Annotated in this window: 18 protein-coding genes; 6 read left to right on the top strand and 12 right to left on the bottom strand. The window is 45.3% G+C overall.

The window, feature by feature from the left end:
• Nucleotides 1-58: 58 nt before the first annotated feature.
• The 4 genes from hflK to J4N39_RS21115 all read right to left on the bottom strand — a co-directional run bounded on the left by hflK (nucleotide 59) and on the right by J4N39_RS21115 (nucleotide 5,609).
• Nucleotides 59-955, bottom strand: a complete 897-nt coding sequence (gene hflK, locus J4N39_RS21100) for a protease modulator HflK (protein ID WP_252024642.1) — start codon at nucleotides 953-955, stop codon at nucleotides 59-61.
• Nucleotides 952-1,878, bottom strand: a complete 927-nt coding sequence (hflC, locus tag J4N39_RS21105) for a protease modulator HflC (RefSeq protein WP_252024644.1) — start codon at nucleotides 1,876-1,878, stop codon at nucleotides 952-954. Before hflC ends, hflK begins: the two co-directional genes overlap by 4 nt.
• Nucleotides 1,875-3,815: a cation efflux transmembrane domain-containing protein gene (locus J4N39_RS21110; protein ID WP_252024646.1), complete on the bottom strand. Its 1,941-nt coding sequence runs from the start codon at nucleotides 3,813-3,815 to the stop codon at nucleotides 1,875-1,877. Before J4N39_RS21110 ends, hflC begins: the two co-directional genes overlap by 4 nt.
• 99 nt (nucleotides 3,816-3,914) lie before the next feature.
• A complete protein-coding gene (locus J4N39_RS21115) occupies nucleotides 3,915-5,609 on the bottom strand; it encodes an amidohydrolase (protein ID WP_252024648.1) in 1,695 nt (564 codons plus the stop codon).
• Between the two features lie 226 nt (nucleotides 5,610-5,835).
• On the opposite strand from J4N39_RS21115, the gene J4N39_RS21120 reads away from it, so the two are divergent.
• A complete protein-coding gene (locus J4N39_RS21120; protein WP_252024650.1) occupies nucleotides 5,836-6,732 on the top strand; it encodes a LysR family transcriptional regulator in 897 nt (298 codons plus the stop codon).
• Between the two features lie 162 nt (nucleotides 6,733-6,894).
• Nucleotides 6,895-7,140 (top strand): hypothetical protein, encoded by a 246-nt coding sequence (locus J4N39_RS21125; RefSeq protein ID WP_252024652.1) that lies wholly within the window; start codon nucleotides 6,895-6,897, stop codon nucleotides 7,138-7,140.
• A gap of 326 nt (nucleotides 7,141-7,466) precedes the next feature.
• Here J4N39_RS21125 and malG read toward each other — a convergent pair whose 3' ends face one another.
• The 3 genes from malG to malE form a co-directional block, all read right to left on the bottom strand.
• Nucleotides 7,467-8,357, bottom strand: a complete 891-nt coding sequence (gene malG / locus J4N39_RS21130; RefSeq protein ID WP_252024654.1) for a maltose ABC transporter permease MalG — start codon at nucleotides 8,355-8,357, stop codon at nucleotides 7,467-7,469.
• Nucleotides 8,358-8,369: 12 nt separating this feature from the next.
• The gene (gene malF, locus J4N39_RS21135) at nucleotides 8,370-9,935 is read right to left on the bottom strand and encodes a maltose ABC transporter permease MalF (RefSeq protein WP_252024656.1); all 1,566 of its coding nucleotides are present in this window, start codon (nucleotides 9,933-9,935) and stop codon (nucleotides 8,370-8,372) included.
• A gap of 97 nt (nucleotides 9,936-10,032) precedes the next feature.
• Complete coding sequence (gene malE, locus J4N39_RS21140; RefSeq protein WP_252024658.1) at nucleotides 10,033-11,214, bottom strand: maltose/maltodextrin ABC transporter substrate-binding protein MalE; 1,182 nt, start codon at nucleotides 11,212-11,214, stop codon at nucleotides 10,033-10,035.
• Nucleotides 11,215-11,864: 650 nt separating this feature from the next.
• Between malE and malK the strand changes: the two genes are divergently transcribed.
• Entirely contained in the window at nucleotides 11,865-12,974 is a 1,110-nt protein-coding gene (gene malK / locus J4N39_RS21145) for a maltose/maltodextrin ABC transporter ATP-binding protein MalK (RefSeq protein ID WP_252024660.1), read from the top strand.
• A 90-nt stretch (nucleotides 12,975-13,064) separates the two neighbouring features.
• Here the strand turns inward: malK and J4N39_RS21150 are convergent, their stop codons facing one another.
• The 4 genes from J4N39_RS21150 to J4N39_RS21165 all read right to left on the bottom strand — a co-directional run bounded on the left by J4N39_RS21150 (nucleotide 13,065) and on the right by J4N39_RS21165 (nucleotide 15,400).
• The gene (locus tag J4N39_RS21150) at nucleotides 13,065-13,241 is read right to left on the bottom strand and encodes a hypothetical protein (RefSeq protein WP_252024662.1); all 177 of its coding nucleotides are present in this window, start codon (nucleotides 13,239-13,241) and stop codon (nucleotides 13,065-13,067) included.
• Nucleotides 13,242-13,348: 107 nt separating this feature from the next.
• Nucleotides 13,349-13,690, bottom strand: a complete 342-nt coding sequence (locus J4N39_RS21155) for a hypothetical protein (protein WP_252024664.1) — start codon at nucleotides 13,688-13,690, stop codon at nucleotides 13,349-13,351.
• A 10-nt stretch (nucleotides 13,691-13,700) separates the two neighbouring features.
• A complete protein-coding gene (locus J4N39_RS21160) occupies nucleotides 13,701-14,594 on the bottom strand; it encodes a hypothetical protein (RefSeq protein WP_252024666.1) in 894 nt (297 codons plus the stop codon).
• Nucleotides 14,595-14,737: 143 nt separating this feature from the next.
• Nucleotides 14,738-15,400, bottom strand: coding sequence for a hypothetical protein (locus J4N39_RS21165; protein ID WP_252024668.1), 663 nt, complete (start codon nucleotides 15,398-15,400; stop codon nucleotides 14,738-14,740).
• Between the two features lie 363 nt (nucleotides 15,401-15,763).
• Here J4N39_RS21165 and J4N39_RS21170 point away from each other — a divergent pair, with 363 nt between their 5' ends.
• The 3 genes from J4N39_RS21170 to J4N39_RS21180 are packed head-to-tail and all read left to right on the top strand — an operon-like array spanning nucleotide 15,764 to nucleotide 17,523.
• Nucleotides 15,764-16,252, top strand: a complete 489-nt coding sequence (locus tag J4N39_RS21170; RefSeq protein ID WP_252024670.1) for a curli production assembly/transport protein CsgE — start codon at nucleotides 15,764-15,766, stop codon at nucleotides 16,250-16,252.
• A 10-nt stretch (nucleotides 16,253-16,262) separates the two neighbouring features.
• Nucleotides 16,263-16,676 carry a curli assembly protein CsgF gene (locus tag J4N39_RS21175; protein WP_252024672.1) on the top strand — a complete coding sequence of 138 codons (414 nt, stop codon included), beginning with the start codon at nucleotides 16,263-16,265 and terminating at the stop codon, nucleotides 16,674-16,676.
• A 10-nt stretch (nucleotides 16,677-16,686) separates the two neighbouring features.
• Nucleotides 16,687-17,523 (top strand): CsgG/HfaB family protein, encoded by an 837-nt coding sequence (locus tag J4N39_RS21180; protein ID WP_252024674.1) that lies wholly within the window; start codon nucleotides 16,687-16,689, stop codon nucleotides 17,521-17,523.
• Nucleotides 17,524-17,709: 186 nt separating this feature from the next.
• Here J4N39_RS21180 and J4N39_RS21185 read toward each other — a convergent pair whose 3' ends face one another.
• Nucleotides 17,710-18,396: a LuxR C-terminal-related transcriptional regulator gene (locus J4N39_RS21185; protein WP_252024676.1), complete on the bottom strand. Its 687-nt coding sequence runs from the start codon at nucleotides 18,394-18,396 to the stop codon at nucleotides 17,710-17,712.
• Between the last annotated feature and the right edge of the window lie 218 nt (nucleotides 18,397-18,614).

Consider the following 18,614-nt stretch of genomic DNA (forward strand, 5'->3'; position numbering starts at 1 on the left):
ATAAGAGAAGGCTGCTTCAACCAATAAGCAGCCTTCTGTTGTTACTTGAATAGAACACTCAACGATCTCGGTTAATGAAGCGTACTTGCGCTTTGTCTAAGATCTCTTTCAACGTCTCGAGATAGATCCGTTTTTGCGCCAGTTGCGGATCTTTTTCCAAACTCACGATTAGGGTACTAAGCCGCTCCACCTCCCCATGAGCTTGAGTAATACGAGCATCCGCTTGAGCTTGCGCCTGCTTAGTGCTTTTTACTACCGCACTTCGAGCTTGTGCCAACTTTATTTCCCGTTCGCCAAGAGCGTCTTGGATGAGTTTTTCCTTGGCCGCCGGAGCCATTTGCACTTCATCATACGCTTGCTTAATCACTTTTGGCGTTTCTAACCGATTGATCATCACATTGGTCACTTGGATTCCCGAGCCAAAACTTTCCAACTCTGACTGAACGGCATGTTTCATCCAAATCTGAAAGTCATTTCTTCCGGTGGTAAGCAGGCTATCGAGCTCTCTCTGGCTGACATAAATCACCGCTTGCGCCTTGGCAGCATGTCGCAATATGGTCTCACCATCGATAGCCCTGGTTAGAAACAGCCCAGGGTTGGGGATGCTATATTGCACTTGCAGCGCCAAATCTATTAAGTCACCTCGACCAGTGGTGAGCTCAGCCCCAACCACAGCGCTATCTAACTCTTTTCTAAAGTCGATATTCACTGAGCGCAGCTCTACCGCAGACAAAGTCTCAACACTATCGATAGGCCATGGGAGGCGATAGTGCATTCCAGGTAAGACATTATGCTCTATCACTCGACCAAAACGACTCACAACAGCGCGCTGGTCCGCATCAAGAGAATACAGACCACTCACGGCATAGAGAACCAAGGTTGTCACCACAAATACCCAACGGAGGCGATAAAAGATCTGCGTGGCGACTCGGCTTACATCTTGTCTCCAGCTCATTGAGGCCTCTCTTGCTCTAAACTCTCACCGACCAGTTTAGGGTTCACCAATTGTTTGAACAGCTCGGAATCTGACGGTAAGATCAATTGGCTATTACTCCCAAAGACGGATTTGTACGCTTCCATAGTTCGAACAAATTCAAAGAACTCCTGATTGGATTCAAAGGCTTGGCTATATAGCTCTGCCGCTTTGGCTTCACTTTGTCCTTTGATGATCTGGCTGTCTCTGTACGCTGACGACTTAAGCTCGGTGATCTCTTGCTCGGTCTGAGCACGGATTTTTTCAGCTTGCTCGTGACCTTCGGCGCGATACTTCTTTGATAGACGCTCCCATTCTGAACTCATTCGATCATAAATCGATTTGAGGTTGCGGGGGGAGTACCCAAATTTAACCGCACGCACCGCCAACACTTCGATACCCAGCTCCTGCTGGCTTACGTGATTGACCTTAGCCGTGATTTGCTTGAACAGGGTATCAAGATGATTTTCCTCGTCAGACACATTCAATATCATATCAAGTGGATAAGTAGCCAACATACTGCCCACCTCCGAATTTGTGATGGTATTTAGGCGCTGCTCAGCGATGTCTGTCGTTCTTACACTCGTAAGATAATTAACGGGTTCTATGATCCGCCAAACCACATAATTATCTACCACCACATTACGACGGTCGCGAGTGCTGTACTCACTTGGCTCTAAACTGAGCATTTGCACTCGCTTTTCCAAACGAGTTACTGACTGCACAGGGTCTGGCAGCTTGAACTCAGCCCCCGCTTGAACCACGGTTTTTACGGGTTTACCAAATTGCGTGATCACAACGAACTCTGACTCTTTGACCGCAACGAAACAGGTCGAAGCGATATAGAGGCAGAATACTGCACCAATGAACCACCAAAGGGCCTGTTTTTTAGATTCTATTTTCATGAAGATCGACCTGTACTGAATACTCGAAGTTTGTTTAACAGCTCTCGCTGCTCTGCATCTAACTGACGTTCTCGCTCGCTTAACCCTTGATAATAAGGCGAGCCATTCGAAGGTTTGGTGGTACTTTGGTTGGCAGTTGTAGGAGTTATAGAGGGGTCAAAACCAGCTAATAAACTGTCAGATTGCTCCCCTTGAGTGTTTGCCGTTTTGCGGTGAGAAACATGGTCATTGCTTGCCCCAGCAGTACCCCAAATCCGAAAATCCAAACTACTAAATGCCGGATCGATGACAGTAAATGGCTTATGCTTCAGCGTCTCCTCAGCAATATCAACCTGTTGATTAAATCGATAGGCCAAAGGTGATTGGCGATAAACCCCAGCTAAATGTTTGAAGCGCTCGGTCTCCCCTTCAACGGAATAGATGCGTTGATTCGCCTCAGCAGTAGCGTTCGATTTAACCTTGTAGAATTCAGCACGTGCCGCTGGGATTTCGGTCAGGCTCCATGCATTCGCTTGATTGACCAAGGTATGGCTCTCCTGATAGGCATCGAGGGCGTCGCGATACTTGGCCACCAAGTATGCAGGAGGTTCGATCTGTTGCACCTTAACCGATACAATATCAACGGGCAGTTCAAATAGAGCCACTTCCTGCGAAATACTGTTCGCTAAGCCATCGGCGTAATCATTAAATCCCTGCTGCTGAAGACGATCAAAATCCTGCTTAGTACTGCTTTTCACTAACACTGCATTCGCTAAGCTGGTGAGCAGTTTTTCCACGCTACTGAATTGGGTAAGCTCGGTACTCGGCTCACGGATTCGATACTGAACATCAGCAGTAAAGAACATCAGTTTTTCATCCCCGGTGAGCAGGTAATCAGCGTTCTCTCGACTCATTTCACTTTGCTTGATCGAATACCAAAGCTTGGAACCATACGATGGACGCATAAAAGAATTTTTGCTGCCAATCGAAATGGAATAGAGCTTACCTTTGGCCAATAGCGTCACCTCATCGATAGGTGCAGGCCAAGCCAAAAGCAAACCTGAATCAATATTTTTATCGATGATTTCACCAAACCGACTTTGAACCCCAACATAGCCATGAGGCACTATAGTGATGCCAGAAAACATATAGCCAACCACAAACGCCAAAGTGACCGGTTTCCAGCCCTTACGAAAGATCGCTCTCACACGACTCGCGATCATCTGAAGTGGAATATGGGGTATATATGTGACTAGACCTTGATAACAGATGGAAACTATCGACTGCTGATCCGTACCGTGGCCCAAAAAGGTACGAACACCACCGTTTAACAACTCTATGCCCGCATAGAAGATCATCACAGCAATCAACAGTGCCACGTATTGGTCGATATTGAAGCCAACCAGAGAGCCCACCAGCGACAATAACACCGCTGCGGATGTCAACAGGTCAACCTTAGTATGTTGGCTGTCTGCTTTAAGTGCCTCTGAGTCGGTTTCGATTCCCACCAACATCTTTAGCTTGGCAATAAACAGTAAGACCAACATCACTACACCTATACCAGCAATGCCCCACCAAGCATTGTTGATCTGCATTGATTGCATGGATTGAGTTTGCTGATAAATCTCAAAAGGCACTGCAAGAATCATAAGTGCAACAAAAACAACGGCAATAGCTTCAGCTTTCTTGGCGCGATGGATACGCACTTCACAACCTGTTTGCTCCTGCTTGAAGCGATAAATCATACTCAGTAGTAACGCAAAGGAGACCAGCGCATCGGTAATTGAGTGCAAAGCGTCCGCCGTAAGCGCCATACTGGCGGTTAGCCAAGCCAGCCCAATACGAAATCCTGTCAATGCCAAGTCAAAGACCAATGCCGTAGTCGAGGTTCTAATTCGTCGATCGGTAAACATCGTGATACCTGATAATAGTGATGGTTCATCCCTCAATGACGCCATAATCCGCCACCACCGAAAGATAAAAAACAAAGGGCTGCCACAGACTTGTTGTTGCCAAGTCCGTGGCAGCCCATACTCATTAAAGCAGCTTGTTAAAAATTACTTTTCTGAGTTTTCAACAGGTTTAGCGCTGTTTTCAGCGACCAGTTTACCTTCGAAGTAAACCTTGGTTGCGTACTGTTGCATCAGTTCGTTTTTAGGCACTTCAAACAAGTTTGCCGTCATGATTTGGAAGTTTGCTTTCTTGCCTTCTTCCAACGAGCCAACTTTGTCTTCAAGGTGCATCGCATACGCAGGGTTGATGGTGTATGCGCGTAGCGCTGTTTCTAGATCAATCTGCATATCTTCGTTTAAGGTTTCAGCTGTCATCGGCATACCAGGCAATCGACGAGTCGTTAATGTCTCGATATGCATCATTGGATCTAGCGGTGTTTGGCTCCAGTCCGGAGAAGCAATGTAAACATTGCCTTCTTGCGCCGCTTGCTTGATAGGGAAGAAGCCCATGATATCGTCGATATCCATGTCTTGCTCTAGCACTTTCCAAAGCGGGTGTGGGAACCAAACTGCAGGTGAGAATTCCAACATTGCGTTAAGGTTTTTCGCTCGGCCAAAGTCTTCGTCTTGAACCATAAAGCAGTGTGCTATATGGTTGCGAAGCTTACGAACGTTTTCGATTCCGTTCACTTTAGCCGACTCTTCCATCGCTTTCAGTACCAAAGCTGTACCACGGTCACCTACTGAGTGAGTTGTCACCGCAAGACCCATGCCGTTGTACTTAATCATGATGTCTTTAAACTCTTCGTAAGGTGTGTAGAGTTTGCCTAGGTCATCAGAGTTTTTGTAAGGCTTCGAAACCGCCGCCGCGCGTCCAAAAAAGGAGGAATCTATAAAAGCTTTAACCCCGTTTACACGGAAGTGCTCAGTTTCATACTTAGCTTTCTCTTTTAGCGCTGGAGTAATATCCGTGCCAAAGAAGAACTCTTTTAAGTAAGGGTGCATATTGACATCAGCGGTCAATAAACCTTGCTGGTCTAGATCGTGATAAGCTTGCATCTGTTCACGGTCACCCTCTACCACTTTCATGCCTGTGATACCAAAATGGTTATTGGTTTTTAGTGAGTCCAGTGCTGCTTTGGTCACGTCTTCTTGACGATGAGGCGGATGGTAGGAAAGTACCGATTGGATAGCAGGACCAGCGATCAGATGGCCATTTAGCTCGCCTTTGTCATCAAGACCATATTTACCGCCTTCTGGAGCAACTGAATCTTTGGTAATACCCGCAATTTCAAGCGCTTTCGAGTTAACCACAACAACGTGGCCGCCATCATCTTCGATTGCCACAGGACGATCAGGTACGTACTTATCTAGGAAGTGACGGTCCATCTCAACGCCAGTATTTAGGAAAAACTCCCAAGAGAATGACTTACCGTAAACCCACTCTAAGTTCTTGCCCTTGCCTGCCGCGTACTCTTGAAGCTTTTTACCAAACTCGTCTGGCGTGACTTTGTCAAACGCACTGTGATTGAAAAAGGTATTTTCCATCATAGCAACACGTATTGGGTGGGTGTGCGCGTCAATGAAACCAGGTAAGACAAATTGGCCCTTCAGATCGATCACTTCTGTATCGGCATCTTTAAATTCTGTAATTTCTTTGGTATTACCTAACTTAACGATTTCACCATTTTTAACTGCAAAAGCTTCTGCCCATGCTTGGCTTTCGTTAACCGTGTATACTTGGCCGTTGATAAAAACAGTATCTGCATTCTCACCAGCAAATACTGAACTTGTGTTCATCGCAACGCACATTGCGATTGAAGACACGAAAAGTGATTTTGATTTCACCGTAGACTCCAGTGGATTAATGAATTTAGTTTTACGTCAAAGCAAAATTCATTATCCATAATCCCTATGAAAGGCAAAATTGCTCCGTATGCAGGGTATGCACACGCTCAGCATGCAGTATATACATGCCAAACATGGGTTTATGATCAACAGACTACAAACATGAGCACCGATTATAATGGATGTAAATATATCCCAAGTCACTGCCTTTATTGCAGTTTATGATACTGGAAGCTTTGCACTTGCGTCTCACAAGATTGGCAAGCACGCATCAACATTGAGCAGACAAATAAGTAACTTAGAAACTGAACTTGGTTACGAATTGTTCGAAAGACATGCCAGTGCATTGACACCAAACCACCATGCTGATGAATTATATGAGTATGCAAAAGCGGTAAAGTTTGAGCTCGATCAATTTAATCGTAGGGCATTAAACGTTCTACAAATGCATCCAACAAAATTGACACTCGCATTGGACAGTTCGACGCTAGGAATGAACATCCCGACTGCCTTAGTGGAGGTGACTGAAAAGTTTCCGACGTTGGATTTGCGTTTTATTGATGGCACGACCCAAGAGTGCATCGATAGTGTTGAACGTGGCGAAGCAGATCTTGCAGTGGTGTTATCTGCTGAGCAGTACAACCTCGATATCGCCGTAGCAAAATTGCAGGCATTTACTGCCTCTGCAGTCACCAGTGCCAGCTATGCTAAGAAGTTCGGCATCAAGCCGTTTGACACGATTAGCCAGCTAAAGCAGCGAAAAATGCGCCAAGTGATCCTAAAATCCTTCCAAGATATATGGCATCATGAAGTATTGAAATGCAGCCATCACTGCCACAGTGTGAGCAATTTTTCTTGCGCTCTTGATCTTATCGTCAATGGGGTAGGTTGGGGTATTGTACCGCATGCATTAACACAAAATCTGATCGACAGCGGTGAGTTAGTGAGCTTTAAAGTCGAAAGGGAGTCGATTTTGCGCTGGTCGGTAGATGCTATCTGGCTGGCTTCAAAACCGCTCTCTGAGCCTCTTCAACTACTCATAGACACATTGAGTCGCAACGCTACCCATCAATAGGTTTGGTTGAATCTAGCGCTGGTAGGAGGCTTCAAACCACGTGGCCTCCACCTCGTTCTTGGTGCTCGCACACAGTGACCCTTTAAGCTTATCTGTCATCTTTCTTTCATCTAATTTTGCTCTAATACGCTCTCGTAAGATCTATTTGTTATATGGGAAGATATGAGCACCACAGTTAAATTGAGCGAAGCAACCATCCGAGACTTAAAGTCTGTCGAGTATCAGTGGGTCCGTTCGATGTATGTGGAAGGCTATCAAGATGACGAGATCAACCACTACATTCAAACCTGTTTTGGAGGGGATGAAGTGTTTGCAAACCTATTTCGCAAAGTCGCTCTCGATCGTGAAAGCTTATACGTCCTAATGCAGCATATGGGCTGCGCCCCTTCCAGTCTCGAAAACCTCTAAGATAAAACTTTGAACTGAGCCGCATAGGATCAAGTCCTAGATAACACCTTAGTTTTATTACTAGTATTCTAATTCCACCTTAAAACGGGCCAATATTGTTGGCACTGTTTTTTGGTGCTTTGCCTAGGCTTCAAACGAAAAAAACCCAAGCAAAAGCTTGGGTCATTGTTACAAGAACCGTTAGGCAGCATGCAATTCACAAGGCTAACAGCCAGCTATGCGTAACCAATAATATTTTGTGCTTTAACTTAGCTTGTCAGCGGCCAAACCAATATGCTAAGTCAGCACTTTCTAGTTTAAGTGCGGTGTTGCCACCGCACTCTCCATTATCCCTTAACGCCACCTGCTGTCAATCCACCAACTAACCAACGTTGTGCCAGAAGGAACACAATTGTGATCGGTAGAGCAGATAGTACAGCTGCTGCCGCAAAGTCACCCCATAGGTAGTTCTGAGGGTATAGGTACTGTTGCATACCAACTGCTAGAGTATAGTTGTTCACGTCAGAAAGTAGTAGCGACGCCACTGGTACTTCTGTTACCGCACCGATAAAGGCAAGGATGAACACTACCGCTAGGATTGGCACAGAAAGCGGTAGTAGTACTAGCTTAAATGCCTGCCATGGAGTCGCACCATCCAGCGCTGCCGCTTCTTCTAGTGAAGAGTCGATAGTCTCGAAGTAACCTTTAATCGTCCATACGTGTAGTGCGATACCACCTAGGTAAGAGAAGATCAGACCGCCGTGGGTGTTTAGACCAAGGAACGGAATGTACTGACCTAACTTATCAAATAGGGCATACATAGCTACTAGCGCAAGTACTGCTGGGAACATCTGGAAGATCATCATCGCTTTTAGGATTGGCTCTTTACCGCTAAAGCGTAGACGAGCAAATGCGTAAGCTGATGTTGTTGATAGTGCTACGATAAGTACCGCTGTCACACCCGCAACTTTTACCGAGTTCCATAGCCATAGTAGGACTGGGAATGGCGGCGGTGTTACGCTGCCATCTGCATTTTCAACCGCAATACCTAACGCCAGTTTCCAGTGCTCTAACGAAGGGTTAGATGGAATTAACTCGCCTGTTGCGAAGTTACCTTCACGGAATGAGATAGCAACAACCATTAGCAGCGGGAAGATGATTAGGGCTAGGAATACCCATAGAGCCACGTGTGTCGCTGCCACACGGTATTTTAATGATTTACCTTGAACCATTGGCATAGTCAGGTCTCCTTATCGCTCAGACAGCTTGGTGAATCGTAGGTTCAGTAGTGCTAGACCACCAACCAATAGGAAGATCAGAGTTGCAATCGCACTTGCTAGACCGAAGTCTTGACCACCACTACCTTCGAATGCGATTCGGTAGGTGTAGCTTACTAGAAGGTCGGTGTAACCAGCAGGCTCTGAAGTACCAATCATGTTCGGACCACCATTAGTCAATAGCATGATCATTACGAAGTTGTTGAAGTTAAATGCGAAACTTGCAATCAGTAGCGGCGTTAGCGGCTTGATCATCAGTGGTACAGTGATGTTCATGAAGTTTTTGAACGGGCCAGCACCATCAATTGCAGACGCTTCGTAAAGGTCATCAGGAATCGCTTTTAGTAGACCCATACATAGAATCATCATGTAAGGGAAACCAAGCCAGCAGTTAACGATAAGCACCATGGTCTTCGCTAGGAACGGGTCTGAGAACCAGCTCGGGCTAATACCAAAGATTGCTTCAAGTACCATGTTGATCTCACCAAAACTCTGGTTGAAAAGACCTTTAAAGATCAAGATAGAGATAAACGATGGAACCGCATATGGCAGGATTAGAAGGACACGGTAAACCGCACGACCTTTAAGCTCTTCCCACTGAACAACACTCGCCAGCACCAGACCAATCACAAGCGTTAGGCCAACAGATAGCGCCGAGAATACGACTGTCCAGATGAAGATGCTCACGAACGGCTCTTTAATGCCATCATCTTCGTAAACACGCTTAAAGTTGTCTGCACCGATGTTTACGATGAAACCTGGTGATACTTGGTTACCGACAAACTCGCCATTTTCATACGGTTGGTAGAAACCGATTTCCATGTTTGGTTTGAACAATTCGCCTGATTTGTTGTTGAGAAGCGACTCGCCATCGTCTTGCAGAGTGTAGAGCGGAGAGATTGCCGCAAACTTACGCAGACCACTCATGCGAATGTCTTTGCCGTCTGGCTTGCGTAAGTCAAAACCACTGATCGTAGAACGATTTTGAACGATAGTTTTGATTTTCTCTTTCTCACCTTCAACCGATGCCACTGGCGTAAGCTCAAGTGTTAGGTCGGTTGCGTTAGCAAGATTGATGTCTTTGGTGGAAAGCAGTTGGTCACCGTCTTTAACGACAATACGGTGGCCTGAATCGGTTTTGTACAGATCAAATCCGTAGCTTTCACCACTTTGGAAAGTTTGACCGAGCAATACAGATTGAGCTCGCTCAAACGATAATTGGTTTTTCGCACTGTAGTTAGTGAATGCCAGCCCGACAGTGTAAGCAAGAGGGAATAGGATGAAAAGGATCATACCCGCAATACCCGGATAGATATAACGGTGTGCGTATGTCTTCTTGCTTCCGAAAATATATAGTGCCAAAGAGGTGAGCAGGATAGTGAGCATTGCAAACGCAATTTCGCCGCGTGAATACATTAGGATACTTGCGTAACCATTCACGATACCGACTGTCGCCAAAAGCGACCACTTAATAAATACCTGCTTACTGGTCTTAGGTGCCGCTACATCAATAGCGTCTGTGCCTTGAACTGACTGCATAAGAAACCTGCTAGCGATAAAAAAATGAAGATTAAAAGTAGGAGGGGTTACCCCCTCCTAAAAGGTAGAACTTAGGACTTACAATTTAGACAAATGATTATTTAGTCATTTGTTTTTCAGCATCAGCAAGCGCTGCATCAACTGTTTGACGACCGTCAACAACGTTTACTACTGCATTCTTCGCAGAACCCCAGAAAGCGTTCATTTGAGGAATGTTAGGCATGATTTCGCCGTTTAGTGCGTTATCCATTGTTGCAGCGATACGCTTGTCAGCACCTAGCTCGTCTTGGAAAGAGTTAAGAGCTACTGCGCCTAGTGGCTTGTCATTGTTTACTTCACGTAGACCGTCGTTAGTTAGTAGGTAGTTCTCGATGAACTCAACTGCTAGATCTTTGTTTGGAGAAGCAGTGCTGATACCTGCTGTTAGTACGCCAACGAAAGGCTTAGAAGCTTGACCGTTGAACTTAGGTAGAGTTGTTACACCGTAGTTGATGCCAGACTTCTCGATGTTACCCCAAGCCCATGGGCCGTTGATAGTCATCGCAGTGTTACCTTTGTTGAACTCAGACTCAGATACAGAGTAGTCCATGTCTGCAGAGATAACGCCTTTCTCAACTAGAGACTTAACGAAGTTCATTGAAGCTTTAACACCTGGCTTGTTGATACCAGCGTCTTTGATGTCGTAGCCAGATGAAGTGTATTTGAATGCGTAACCGCCATCAGCAGCCATTAGAGGCCAAGTGAAGTACGGTTCTTTTAGGTTCCACATAATTGCAGACTTGCCGTCTTTTTGAAGCTTAGCGTGTAGCGCTTCAACTTCTTCCCAGTTTTTAGGTGGGTTTGGCACTAGGTCTTTGTTGTAGATTAGAGATAGAGACTCAACAGCTACTGGGTAACCGATTAGCTTACCGTTGTAAGTTACTGCGTCCCACGCAAAATCAACGATGCCTGCTTTAGTATCTGCTGAAGGTTTAACTTCTGCTAGTAGACCAGATTCAGCGTAGCCACCGAAACGGTCGTGAGCCCAAAATACGATGTCTGGACCGTCGCCAGTCGCCGCAGTTTGAGGGAATTTGTCTTGTAGGCCATCTGGGTGAGCAACTGTCACCTTAACGCCTGTATCTTCTTCGAACTTCTTACCTACCTCTGCAAGTCCGTTGTAGCCTTTATCACCGTTGATCCAGATGGTTAGTTGACCTTCTTCGATAGCAGCGTGAGCGCCAAAAGAACCAAGTGCAGTTAGAGTACATACTGCAATAGTGCTTAGAGCTTTTTTCATTTTCTAATCCTTTTCATTTGTTGTGTAGGGCATTCAGTTATTACCAGTGCCTCTGAGCTCTTCAGATATTCAGTCTGAGATACTAGGTCAAAGCCGAATTTCGACAATAATCATCTTAAATGTGGGTTGCTAGCTCATCCTCCTAAACACTACGCCCTCCCCATTATGACGCATTTTCGTGATCTAAGTCGGTGCAGCACTGGAGTGAGATCACAAAGCAACCCAACAATGTGACTGGACGCACAATTATTGGGCATATTTTTTTGAACTGTGCCCAATAGTGGCTATTCCCCCTCCTCCCCCCCTACTCCCCCTACAACTTTTTTCAACAGGAGGATGTTTTGATGTTTGAGATCTCGCAAACTGAGCCTATCCGAAATTGGATGGGCACCAGCCCTTTTTCCTAGCCGAGCGGATACATAGGTGTCATTTAAACGTGAGTGGTATATCTGTACGGGGGAGTACGTTTAAATGACGGCGAGGGAATATGTATCTATTGCAATTGGCTAATGTGGGTGGCGAACAACTCAATCTATTAAACGCCACCCTATTTTTCTTACTTTTACTGTTTCCTACGGTTATTGTTCTCATAAAACACTCTTATAATGTGGACGATAACTGCTTAAAAAAATCAATCGAGGACGAGCTAAATGGCGAGTGTCACTTTAAAGAACGTTTCTAAAGCTTACGGTGACGTACTGATTTCTAAAAACGTTGATTTAGATATCAAACAAGGTGAGTTTGTAGTATTCGTTGGCCCATCAGGCTGTGGTAAATCAACCCTACTTCGTTGTATTGCAGGTCTAGAAGACATTACTTCTGGTGACTTGTACATCGGCGACGAACGTATGAACGACGTTGAGCCTTCTAAACGTGGTGTAGGCATGGTATTCCAGTCTTACGCTCTTTACCCTCACCTAAACCTATATGACAACATGTCATTTGGCCTTAAGCTAGCGAAAGCTGACAAAGGCGAAATCGACAAGCGTGTATCGAAAGCCGCTGACATCCTTCAGCTAACGCACCTACTAGAGCGCCAACCTAAGGCACTTTCTGGTGGTCAGCGTCAGCGTGTTGCTATCGGTCGTACGCTAGTGTCACAACCAGACGTATTCCTTTTAGATGAGCCTCTATCTAACCTAGATGCGGCACTACGTGTACAAATGCGTAGCCAAATCACCAAACTTCAACGTCAACTTGGTTGTACCATGATCTACGTAACGCACGATCAGGTAGAAGCAATGACGATGGCTGACAAGATTGTGGTACTAGACGCTGGTTTCGTATCGCAAGTGGGCAAACCGCTAGAGCTTTACCACTACCCAGAAAACCGTTTTGTTGCAGGCTTCATCGGTTCACCAAAGATGAACTTCATCAGCGTATTCATTGAAGCGGTTGAAGATGAGCGCGTAATGGTTCAGATGTCGAACGGCGAAGCATTCTGGATCCCTGTAGACGGTTCAACAGTGACTAAAGGCGACCGTATGTCGCTAGGCATTCGCCCTGAGCATATCATTCACGTTGACGACGCAGACGGCATGATTGAAGGTGAAATTCAAGTTGTAGAAAAACTGGGTAACGAAACTCAAATCTACCTAAACCTTGAAGATGCTGACGCAGACGTTATTTACCGCGCTCCAGATACTCTAGAAGTAGAGCCGGGTGAAAAATACAAGATTGGTATTCCTGCACACCGTTGTCACTTGTTCCACAGCGACGGCCGTGCTTGTAAGCGCCTTTACAAAGAAAGCGGCGTTTAATTTATCCTTGTGCCAAGGTGACTGTACGGCATTGGCATTTATACCCCTAAGGATCACAAAGCCCTCATTGCGAGGGCTTTTTTTTGTTCATCATTCGATGAAGTTGCTCCACTTAATTCGCTCTAGCACTTGGCTGTGAAGCGCCTGATTCGATGACTCTATATGCCAATAGAAATCAGATATCCAAGCACTAACGGGATTCGGTTTGTGTGCCTGACTGGACGTTGAGTGACTCGCTTCTGCGGCCGAGCGCTTATTTTTATCCACCGTCTCCTCCTTACAATGGCTGCGCTTTGTGCGGCAATACCACAAAGTAAGCATAGTCGTGAAACAGAGATAACGCTGAATAATTTGAAGTGAGTTTTTCTCACTGATTAAGGGCTAGGTAACACCATACAGTCGTGGTCAACATAAAACGAACTAGACTCTTGTGACTGCGTAGAAATGAATGTCACCTTAACTGGGGCGTTAACACTACTCACACGGTAGTTGAGCGATGCGCTTGGCCTTGCAGTCAAACGAACCGTATTATTGCCACCATCAAGCACTTCGACTGTGCCTTGGAATTCATAGCTAGCAATCGTTAGTGCAAGCGACGTGGCGCTCTTTTCACACACCAATTCTGGATCAACCGTTGGAGTAAGGTTATCGGCATTTGTGTACACCGATAAATTAGCGGTGCAGAGCACCGCTAATAGTTTGACAATATTTTTCATAAGCTGAAAGTTATTGCTGGGTTACAACTACAAAGTTGTTATTTGCACCATCACCTGTAACTGAAACATAGTCATCCTGCCACTGGCTCAAGTACACATTGTTGTTGCTACTGTTGTCAGTTAAATTCACGATGGCTTCAGAGCTATCTTGGTATTGATTCGCCATAATGAAGTTACCATCACTGCCGTCGGTGATATCAACATCTACGCTGCCTTCTTCACCCCATTGATTGGTGTATACGGTGTTATCATCACTGTTACTAATGAAGGTATTAGACACATTACTATCGTATAGACCTACCGTACTCGCATCGTTCATCAATGTATGTACTGTGTTTCCATCACCGTTAGATACAACGATGATCGCTTGGTTGCCATCACTACCGCCATTAGCAAACGTTGACGAGGTGGTGTTGTCATTACCAGAAACACTAGTAAAGGCGTAGTTTCTGTCTGAGCCACCGTTAGCAAAAACGGACGAGTCGTTATCGTTACCCACCTGCCAAACCGTCATATTGTTAAGTCGAGAGCTATTTTCAGCAGAGATGATTTGAGCTTCGTTTCCAGTACCTGATTGATAGATGTTTGAGTACTCAGTCGCACCATCTGAATCGATCAATGCCTCATTTGCCTCACCAAATTGGCTGATTATCATAACGGAGTTGTCATCAGCTCGGTTAGTTTTCACTTGTGCTTCGTTTGCCCCCGCATCACCCGTTGAGTATTGATATACCGAAATGTACGAGTCATCACCTGTTCCCAACTGAATGTCAGTCACATTGTCTGGTTGAAGCGTATCTAGTTGAACACCATCTGCATTCTCTAGGTCAAGAAGACCATTTGCGAGCGCACCACCCGAGAATAGTACTGAAGTAATCGCAACACTTATCGCTAACTTGTTCATAATTTGTTTCCTTCAATTTGTATCCATTGAACAATTACTATCTAGGTATAACTCGCTGCTACAAGCTTCGTTATACTGCTTCATACGTTTACCGCTGCGTATGTGTTTCTAATGCCTGGGATGCCAGACAAACCAAATTTGGGTCAATTGACGTTAAAGTCTCTGTTCATGTGATTGATGATCACTATGCCCTCTCCTCCTGTCTGATTGACGTCGAAAGAGGCATTGGCAGAGTCATAAATCGCTGCCACATTGCCATCGCCCGTTTGGGAGATGCTCCACTCACTTGAGCCATTCGCTTCGCCAACACAGCGAGTTCTATGGAGTTCACACTGTTTTAGGATGGCAACATTGTTGTTGCCTTCTTGACTCACGTACCCAGTGTGCCCTTCGCCCCACTGCTCGATATAAGCTAGGTTATTGGTCGAGGCCTGATTGCTACTGCCTTGATTCACTATGGCGGTGTTTTCCACCCCTTTTTGGCGAATATAAGCTCGATTGGCGATGGTATTGGTTTGCGACACCTGCGCTGCGTTCCCACTGCCCACCTGACGGACGATAACCGAACCATAACGAGCCCCATTAAGTTGCACGTCGCTGTAGTTGCCTGAATCCAATTCTCCAGCGAGAGATTTAAGCGCCTCTACGTCAGCAATGATGGATTCACCTGAGTCGCCAAACTCCCCTAGCCCCAAATCACCAACATCAAAACGTGGTTGATGAGCAGCACCTACTCCGAAACTCACCATAGTGACTGCAAACGTTAAAGCAGAGGTTGTCATGTATTTACCTGAGTGTAATTTCATCGTCCTGACCTGCTGTCTCTTCTCGTTTGAACCTGTAAAAAGTATCGATGAGCGCTCCATTTGCCTCAATAAACTTTAATAAGAAATGAAACTAAACTTTTACAATATTTTTTAATTAAAAGCTCACCCCAACCTAATTCAATACTATGATTTTTATTTAACCCTACTAAACCAAAGAACCAGAAAATAAATTTAAATACAATAAAAACAATTATTAACGATTACAACCTCGCACTCCCAACTCTCTCTCACAATTGAGAATCAACATAGAACCTCCATTTGAGCCTATAAACAAAGTATGGATATTGAGCCAAAATCAATAGCAGTAGATAAGGGTGAACTAAAGGAAGGAAGATGGTGTTCATGGGGTTGAGAGCAAGGTTTTTCGCAGTCGCCGTCTGCGCAGTTGTCGCTTTTACCGAGGCAAGCTTTGCGGCAACCAAAAGTACGGGTGTCGAGGAGAGTAAGCCACTCGAAAACGGTCCAGCATTGGAAGATAAAAGTGCTCCAGCCTTTCACGACTTTACTGAAGTTGGTGGTTTGATCATTGATAGAACAATGACTCGTCTCGGCGAAGATTTCTACGATGCATTTACACTCAAAATGAATGAGAAATACGACAGCTTGAGCGAAAACCTAACCGTCAAAGAGAGAGCAACAGCACTCTCGGGCAGCATCATTTCGGTCACCCACCGCAACAAGATCATCTATAGAACCGCACTTTCGCCGGGCAGACGTCAAGCGGAAGAAAAAGCAGACCAAGCGCTTAGAAGTGTTAGCGCCCATATAATCCGTTGGGAAGCCGAACGCCTATTCCAAGACACGTTCGACCTCGACCACGATGAAATATAAAGAGGCAAGGATGAAAACTGTTAAACCTTACATAACAGCAAGTATCGGGTTGATTCTTATGGTTGGAAGCGTCTCCGCAACCGAGCTCACCTACAAACCGGTCAACCCAAGCTTTGGTGGTAATGCCCTAAACTCAACTCATCTCTTTGGCGTTGCCAATGCGATTAACGACTTTAAGGGGCCAGACAATAGTTCTCCATTTGAACAAGAAAGTGCGTTAGATCGCCTCGCTTCAAGCTTAGAATCACGCTTAATAAGCCAGTTACTCGCAGACGTGGGGAACGGGAATACCGGGCAACTAGAAACCGACGACTTTTTCTTGAATATCATCGATACCGACGGTGTGCTAACTGTGCAGATCGTCGATAAGATTTCCGGTGAATCGACAGAGATACAAGTCTCCGGGCTCAACCCTGACCTATAAGGAGCAAGTAATGAAAGCACTACTATTGAGCTTGAGCCTAATGGTCTTATCTGGATGCACTACCAGCTTAGCTATTCCAGAACCCGACAGAAATCCAACGTTGATGCCTCGGGGCGCAACCTATCTCGATTTGGTCGCTTTACCTCGGCCTAAAGGTAGAATTTTAGTCTCGGTTTATGACTTTAGAGATCAAACGGGGCAATACAAGCCATCACCCAACAGTAATTTCTCTACTGCCGTACCTCAAGGCGGAACAGCGTTGTTAACCAATTCGTTACTTGATTCAAATTGGTTTGTTCCGTTAGAACGTGAAGGGTTACAAAACTTACTGACAGAGCGCAAAATCATCCGCGCCGCCCAAAAGAAAGATAAGCATACAACCAACCATGGGGATGATTTGTCGTCACTAAGTTCTGCCAATATAGTGATTGAAGGCGGTATCGTGGCCTACGACTCAAATATACGTACGGGAGGCGTAGGAGCAAGATATTTGGGCGTAGGTACATCTGGGCAGTATCGTACCGACCAAGTCACGGTAAACCTAAGGGCGGTCGATGTCCGAAGCGGTAAGATACTGCTTAGCATAACCACCAGCAAAACCATCTACTCCCACGAGTTAACCGCAGGTGCGTTCCGATTTATAGAATATAAAGAATTGCTTGAAGCTGAATTGGGATACACCCATAACGAGCCCGTGAATATCGCAATGATGTCCGCCATCGATGCTGCTGTGATTCACTTGGTGGTCAAAGGGATTGAAGTCGGCTTGTGGCGTCCACAACTTAAAGATTATCTGAGCAATCCAATTTTCCAGCGTTACTCACAGCAAAAGCAGCAGATCTTATAGATGCAACGCCCCAGGTATTGTTCTTTCAAGATAGTTTGTTCAGAAAATGCCAGCTAACGATAGCTGGCATTTTTGTGCCTTTAAGTGCCCTTAAAACAAGTTTGATAAGGGTTAAATTAAAAGTAGAGGACATAAAAACAGAGGGCGCATCATGCGCCCTCTACTAGGATGGTACTTGCTATCAACTTAGGCGCGCTCAATAAACTCTTCGCTGCCAATATTCTCTTTCACCCACAGTAGTGCTTGCAGGCGATTTTTCACTTTGATCTTCTTAAACGCATTATGTAGATGAGTTTTTACGGTGTTTTCACTCACAAACAGTGCGTCGGCAATTTCTATATTTGATGCGCCCTCACCAAGCATTTTAATGATCTGTTGCTCACGCTTGGTCAAGACGGCGTAATCTGAAGTGGTGCTCGAACCTTGTCGGTTACGGTAAAACTTAATGTATTCATGAGTCAGCTTGCGGCTCAGCCACAGCTCGCCCTCTAAAATAGCGTCTATCCCTTGAATAAGCGTCTCTAACGAATCCGTGGCATAAAATACGCCCACTAAATTACGCCATTTGAGCACTTCCTTGCAGTGAACCTCACTTTGGCAGTTGAGAAGAACTTCTTTCACATCAGGGAAAAACTGTGAACGAAATTCATAATAAGTGTCGATGGTTTCTCCTTTGCAGGAGGATAAATCAATAAGCACTATCTCAGGCAGCGCATCCGCCGAGTAGTAGCGAGACTCCACCAATTTATCGGGTGAAACGAGTTTAATCGTTAAGTGTGTTTCCTTTTCAATCGACTCTTTTAGCAGCATAGACTGAAGACTATTATCAGCTAAAAGTACAGCACGAACATTGGATGAGGTATCCAGATTCATTGCAAACTCCTTGTCGTCCAACTGAAGACCTAGATAGCATTGCCTCGTTAATTAAGAAGGTCAACCGGGTGAAATCGATTGCATTTTCGCCAAACCACTCTGTAAATGATAATTTTATAAGTTATCAATCGCTTAACTAGGCTTTCTTAGAAATGAGAATTTCACTCTTATGGTGCAATTCTTAAGGATAAGAAAAGGGGCGCATTGCACCCCTTGGA

The organism is Vibrio sp. SCSIO 43136, from assembly GCF_023716565.1.
Classification (GTDB): Bacteria; Pseudomonadota; Gammaproteobacteria; order Enterobacterales; family Vibrionaceae; genus Vibrio.

Excerpts from the sequence above, each read along its gene's own strand:
- hflK (WP_252024642.1), bottom strand. The coding sequence starts at position 955 with ATGAGCTGGAGACAAGATGTAAGCCGAGTCGCCACGCAGATCTTTTAT.
- hflC (WP_252024644.1), bottom strand. The coding sequence starts at position 1,878 with ATGAAAATAGAATCTAAAAAACAGGCCCTTTGGTGGTTCATTGGTGCA.
- J4N39_RS21110 (WP_252024646.1), bottom strand. The coding sequence starts at position 3,815 with ATGGCGTCATTGAGGGATGAACCATCACTATTATCAGGTATCACGATG.
- J4N39_RS21115 (WP_252024648.1), bottom strand. The coding sequence starts at position 5,609 with ATGAACACAAGTTCAGTATTTGCTGGTGAGAATGCAGATACTGTTTTT.
- J4N39_RS21120 (WP_252024650.1), top strand. The coding sequence starts at position 5,836 with ATGGATGTAAATATATCCCAAGTCACTGCCTTTATTGCAGTTTATGAT.
- J4N39_RS21125 (WP_252024652.1), top strand. The coding sequence starts at position 6,895 with ATGAGCACCACAGTTAAATTGAGCGAAGCAACCATCCGAGACTTAAAG.
- malG (WP_252024654.1), bottom strand. The coding sequence starts at position 8,357 with ATGCCAATGGTTCAAGGTAAATCATTAAAATACCGTGTGGCAGCGACA.
- malF (WP_252024656.1), bottom strand. The coding sequence starts at position 9,935 with ATGCAGTCAGTTCAAGGCACAGACGCTATTGATGTAGCGGCACCTAAG.
- malE (WP_252024658.1), bottom strand. The coding sequence starts at position 11,214 with ATGAAAAAAGCTCTAAGCACTATTGCAGTATGTACTCTAACTGCACTT.
- malK (WP_252024660.1), top strand. The coding sequence starts at position 11,865 with ATGGCGAGTGTCACTTTAAAGAACGTTTCTAAAGCTTACGGTGACGTA.
- J4N39_RS21155 (WP_252024664.1), bottom strand. The coding sequence starts at position 13,690 with ATGAAAAATATTGTCAAACTATTAGCGGTGCTCTGCACCGCTAATTTA.
- J4N39_RS21160 (WP_252024666.1), bottom strand. The coding sequence starts at position 14,594 with ATGAACAAGTTAGCGATAAGTGTTGCGATTACTTCAGTACTATTCTCG.
- J4N39_RS21165 (WP_252024668.1), bottom strand. The coding sequence starts at position 15,400 with ATGAAATTACACTCAGGTAAATACATGACAACCTCTGCTTTAACGTTT.
- J4N39_RS21170 (WP_252024670.1), top strand. The coding sequence starts at position 15,764 with ATGGGGTTGAGAGCAAGGTTTTTCGCAGTCGCCGTCTGCGCAGTTGTC.
- J4N39_RS21175 (WP_252024672.1), top strand. The coding sequence starts at position 16,263 with ATGAAAACTGTTAAACCTTACATAACAGCAAGTATCGGGTTGATTCTT.
- J4N39_RS21180 (WP_252024674.1), top strand. The coding sequence starts at position 16,687 with ATGAAAGCACTACTATTGAGCTTGAGCCTAATGGTCTTATCTGGATGC.
- J4N39_RS21185 (WP_252024676.1), bottom strand. The coding sequence starts at position 18,396 with ATGAATCTGGATACCTCATCCAATGTTCGTGCTGTACTTTTAGCTGAT.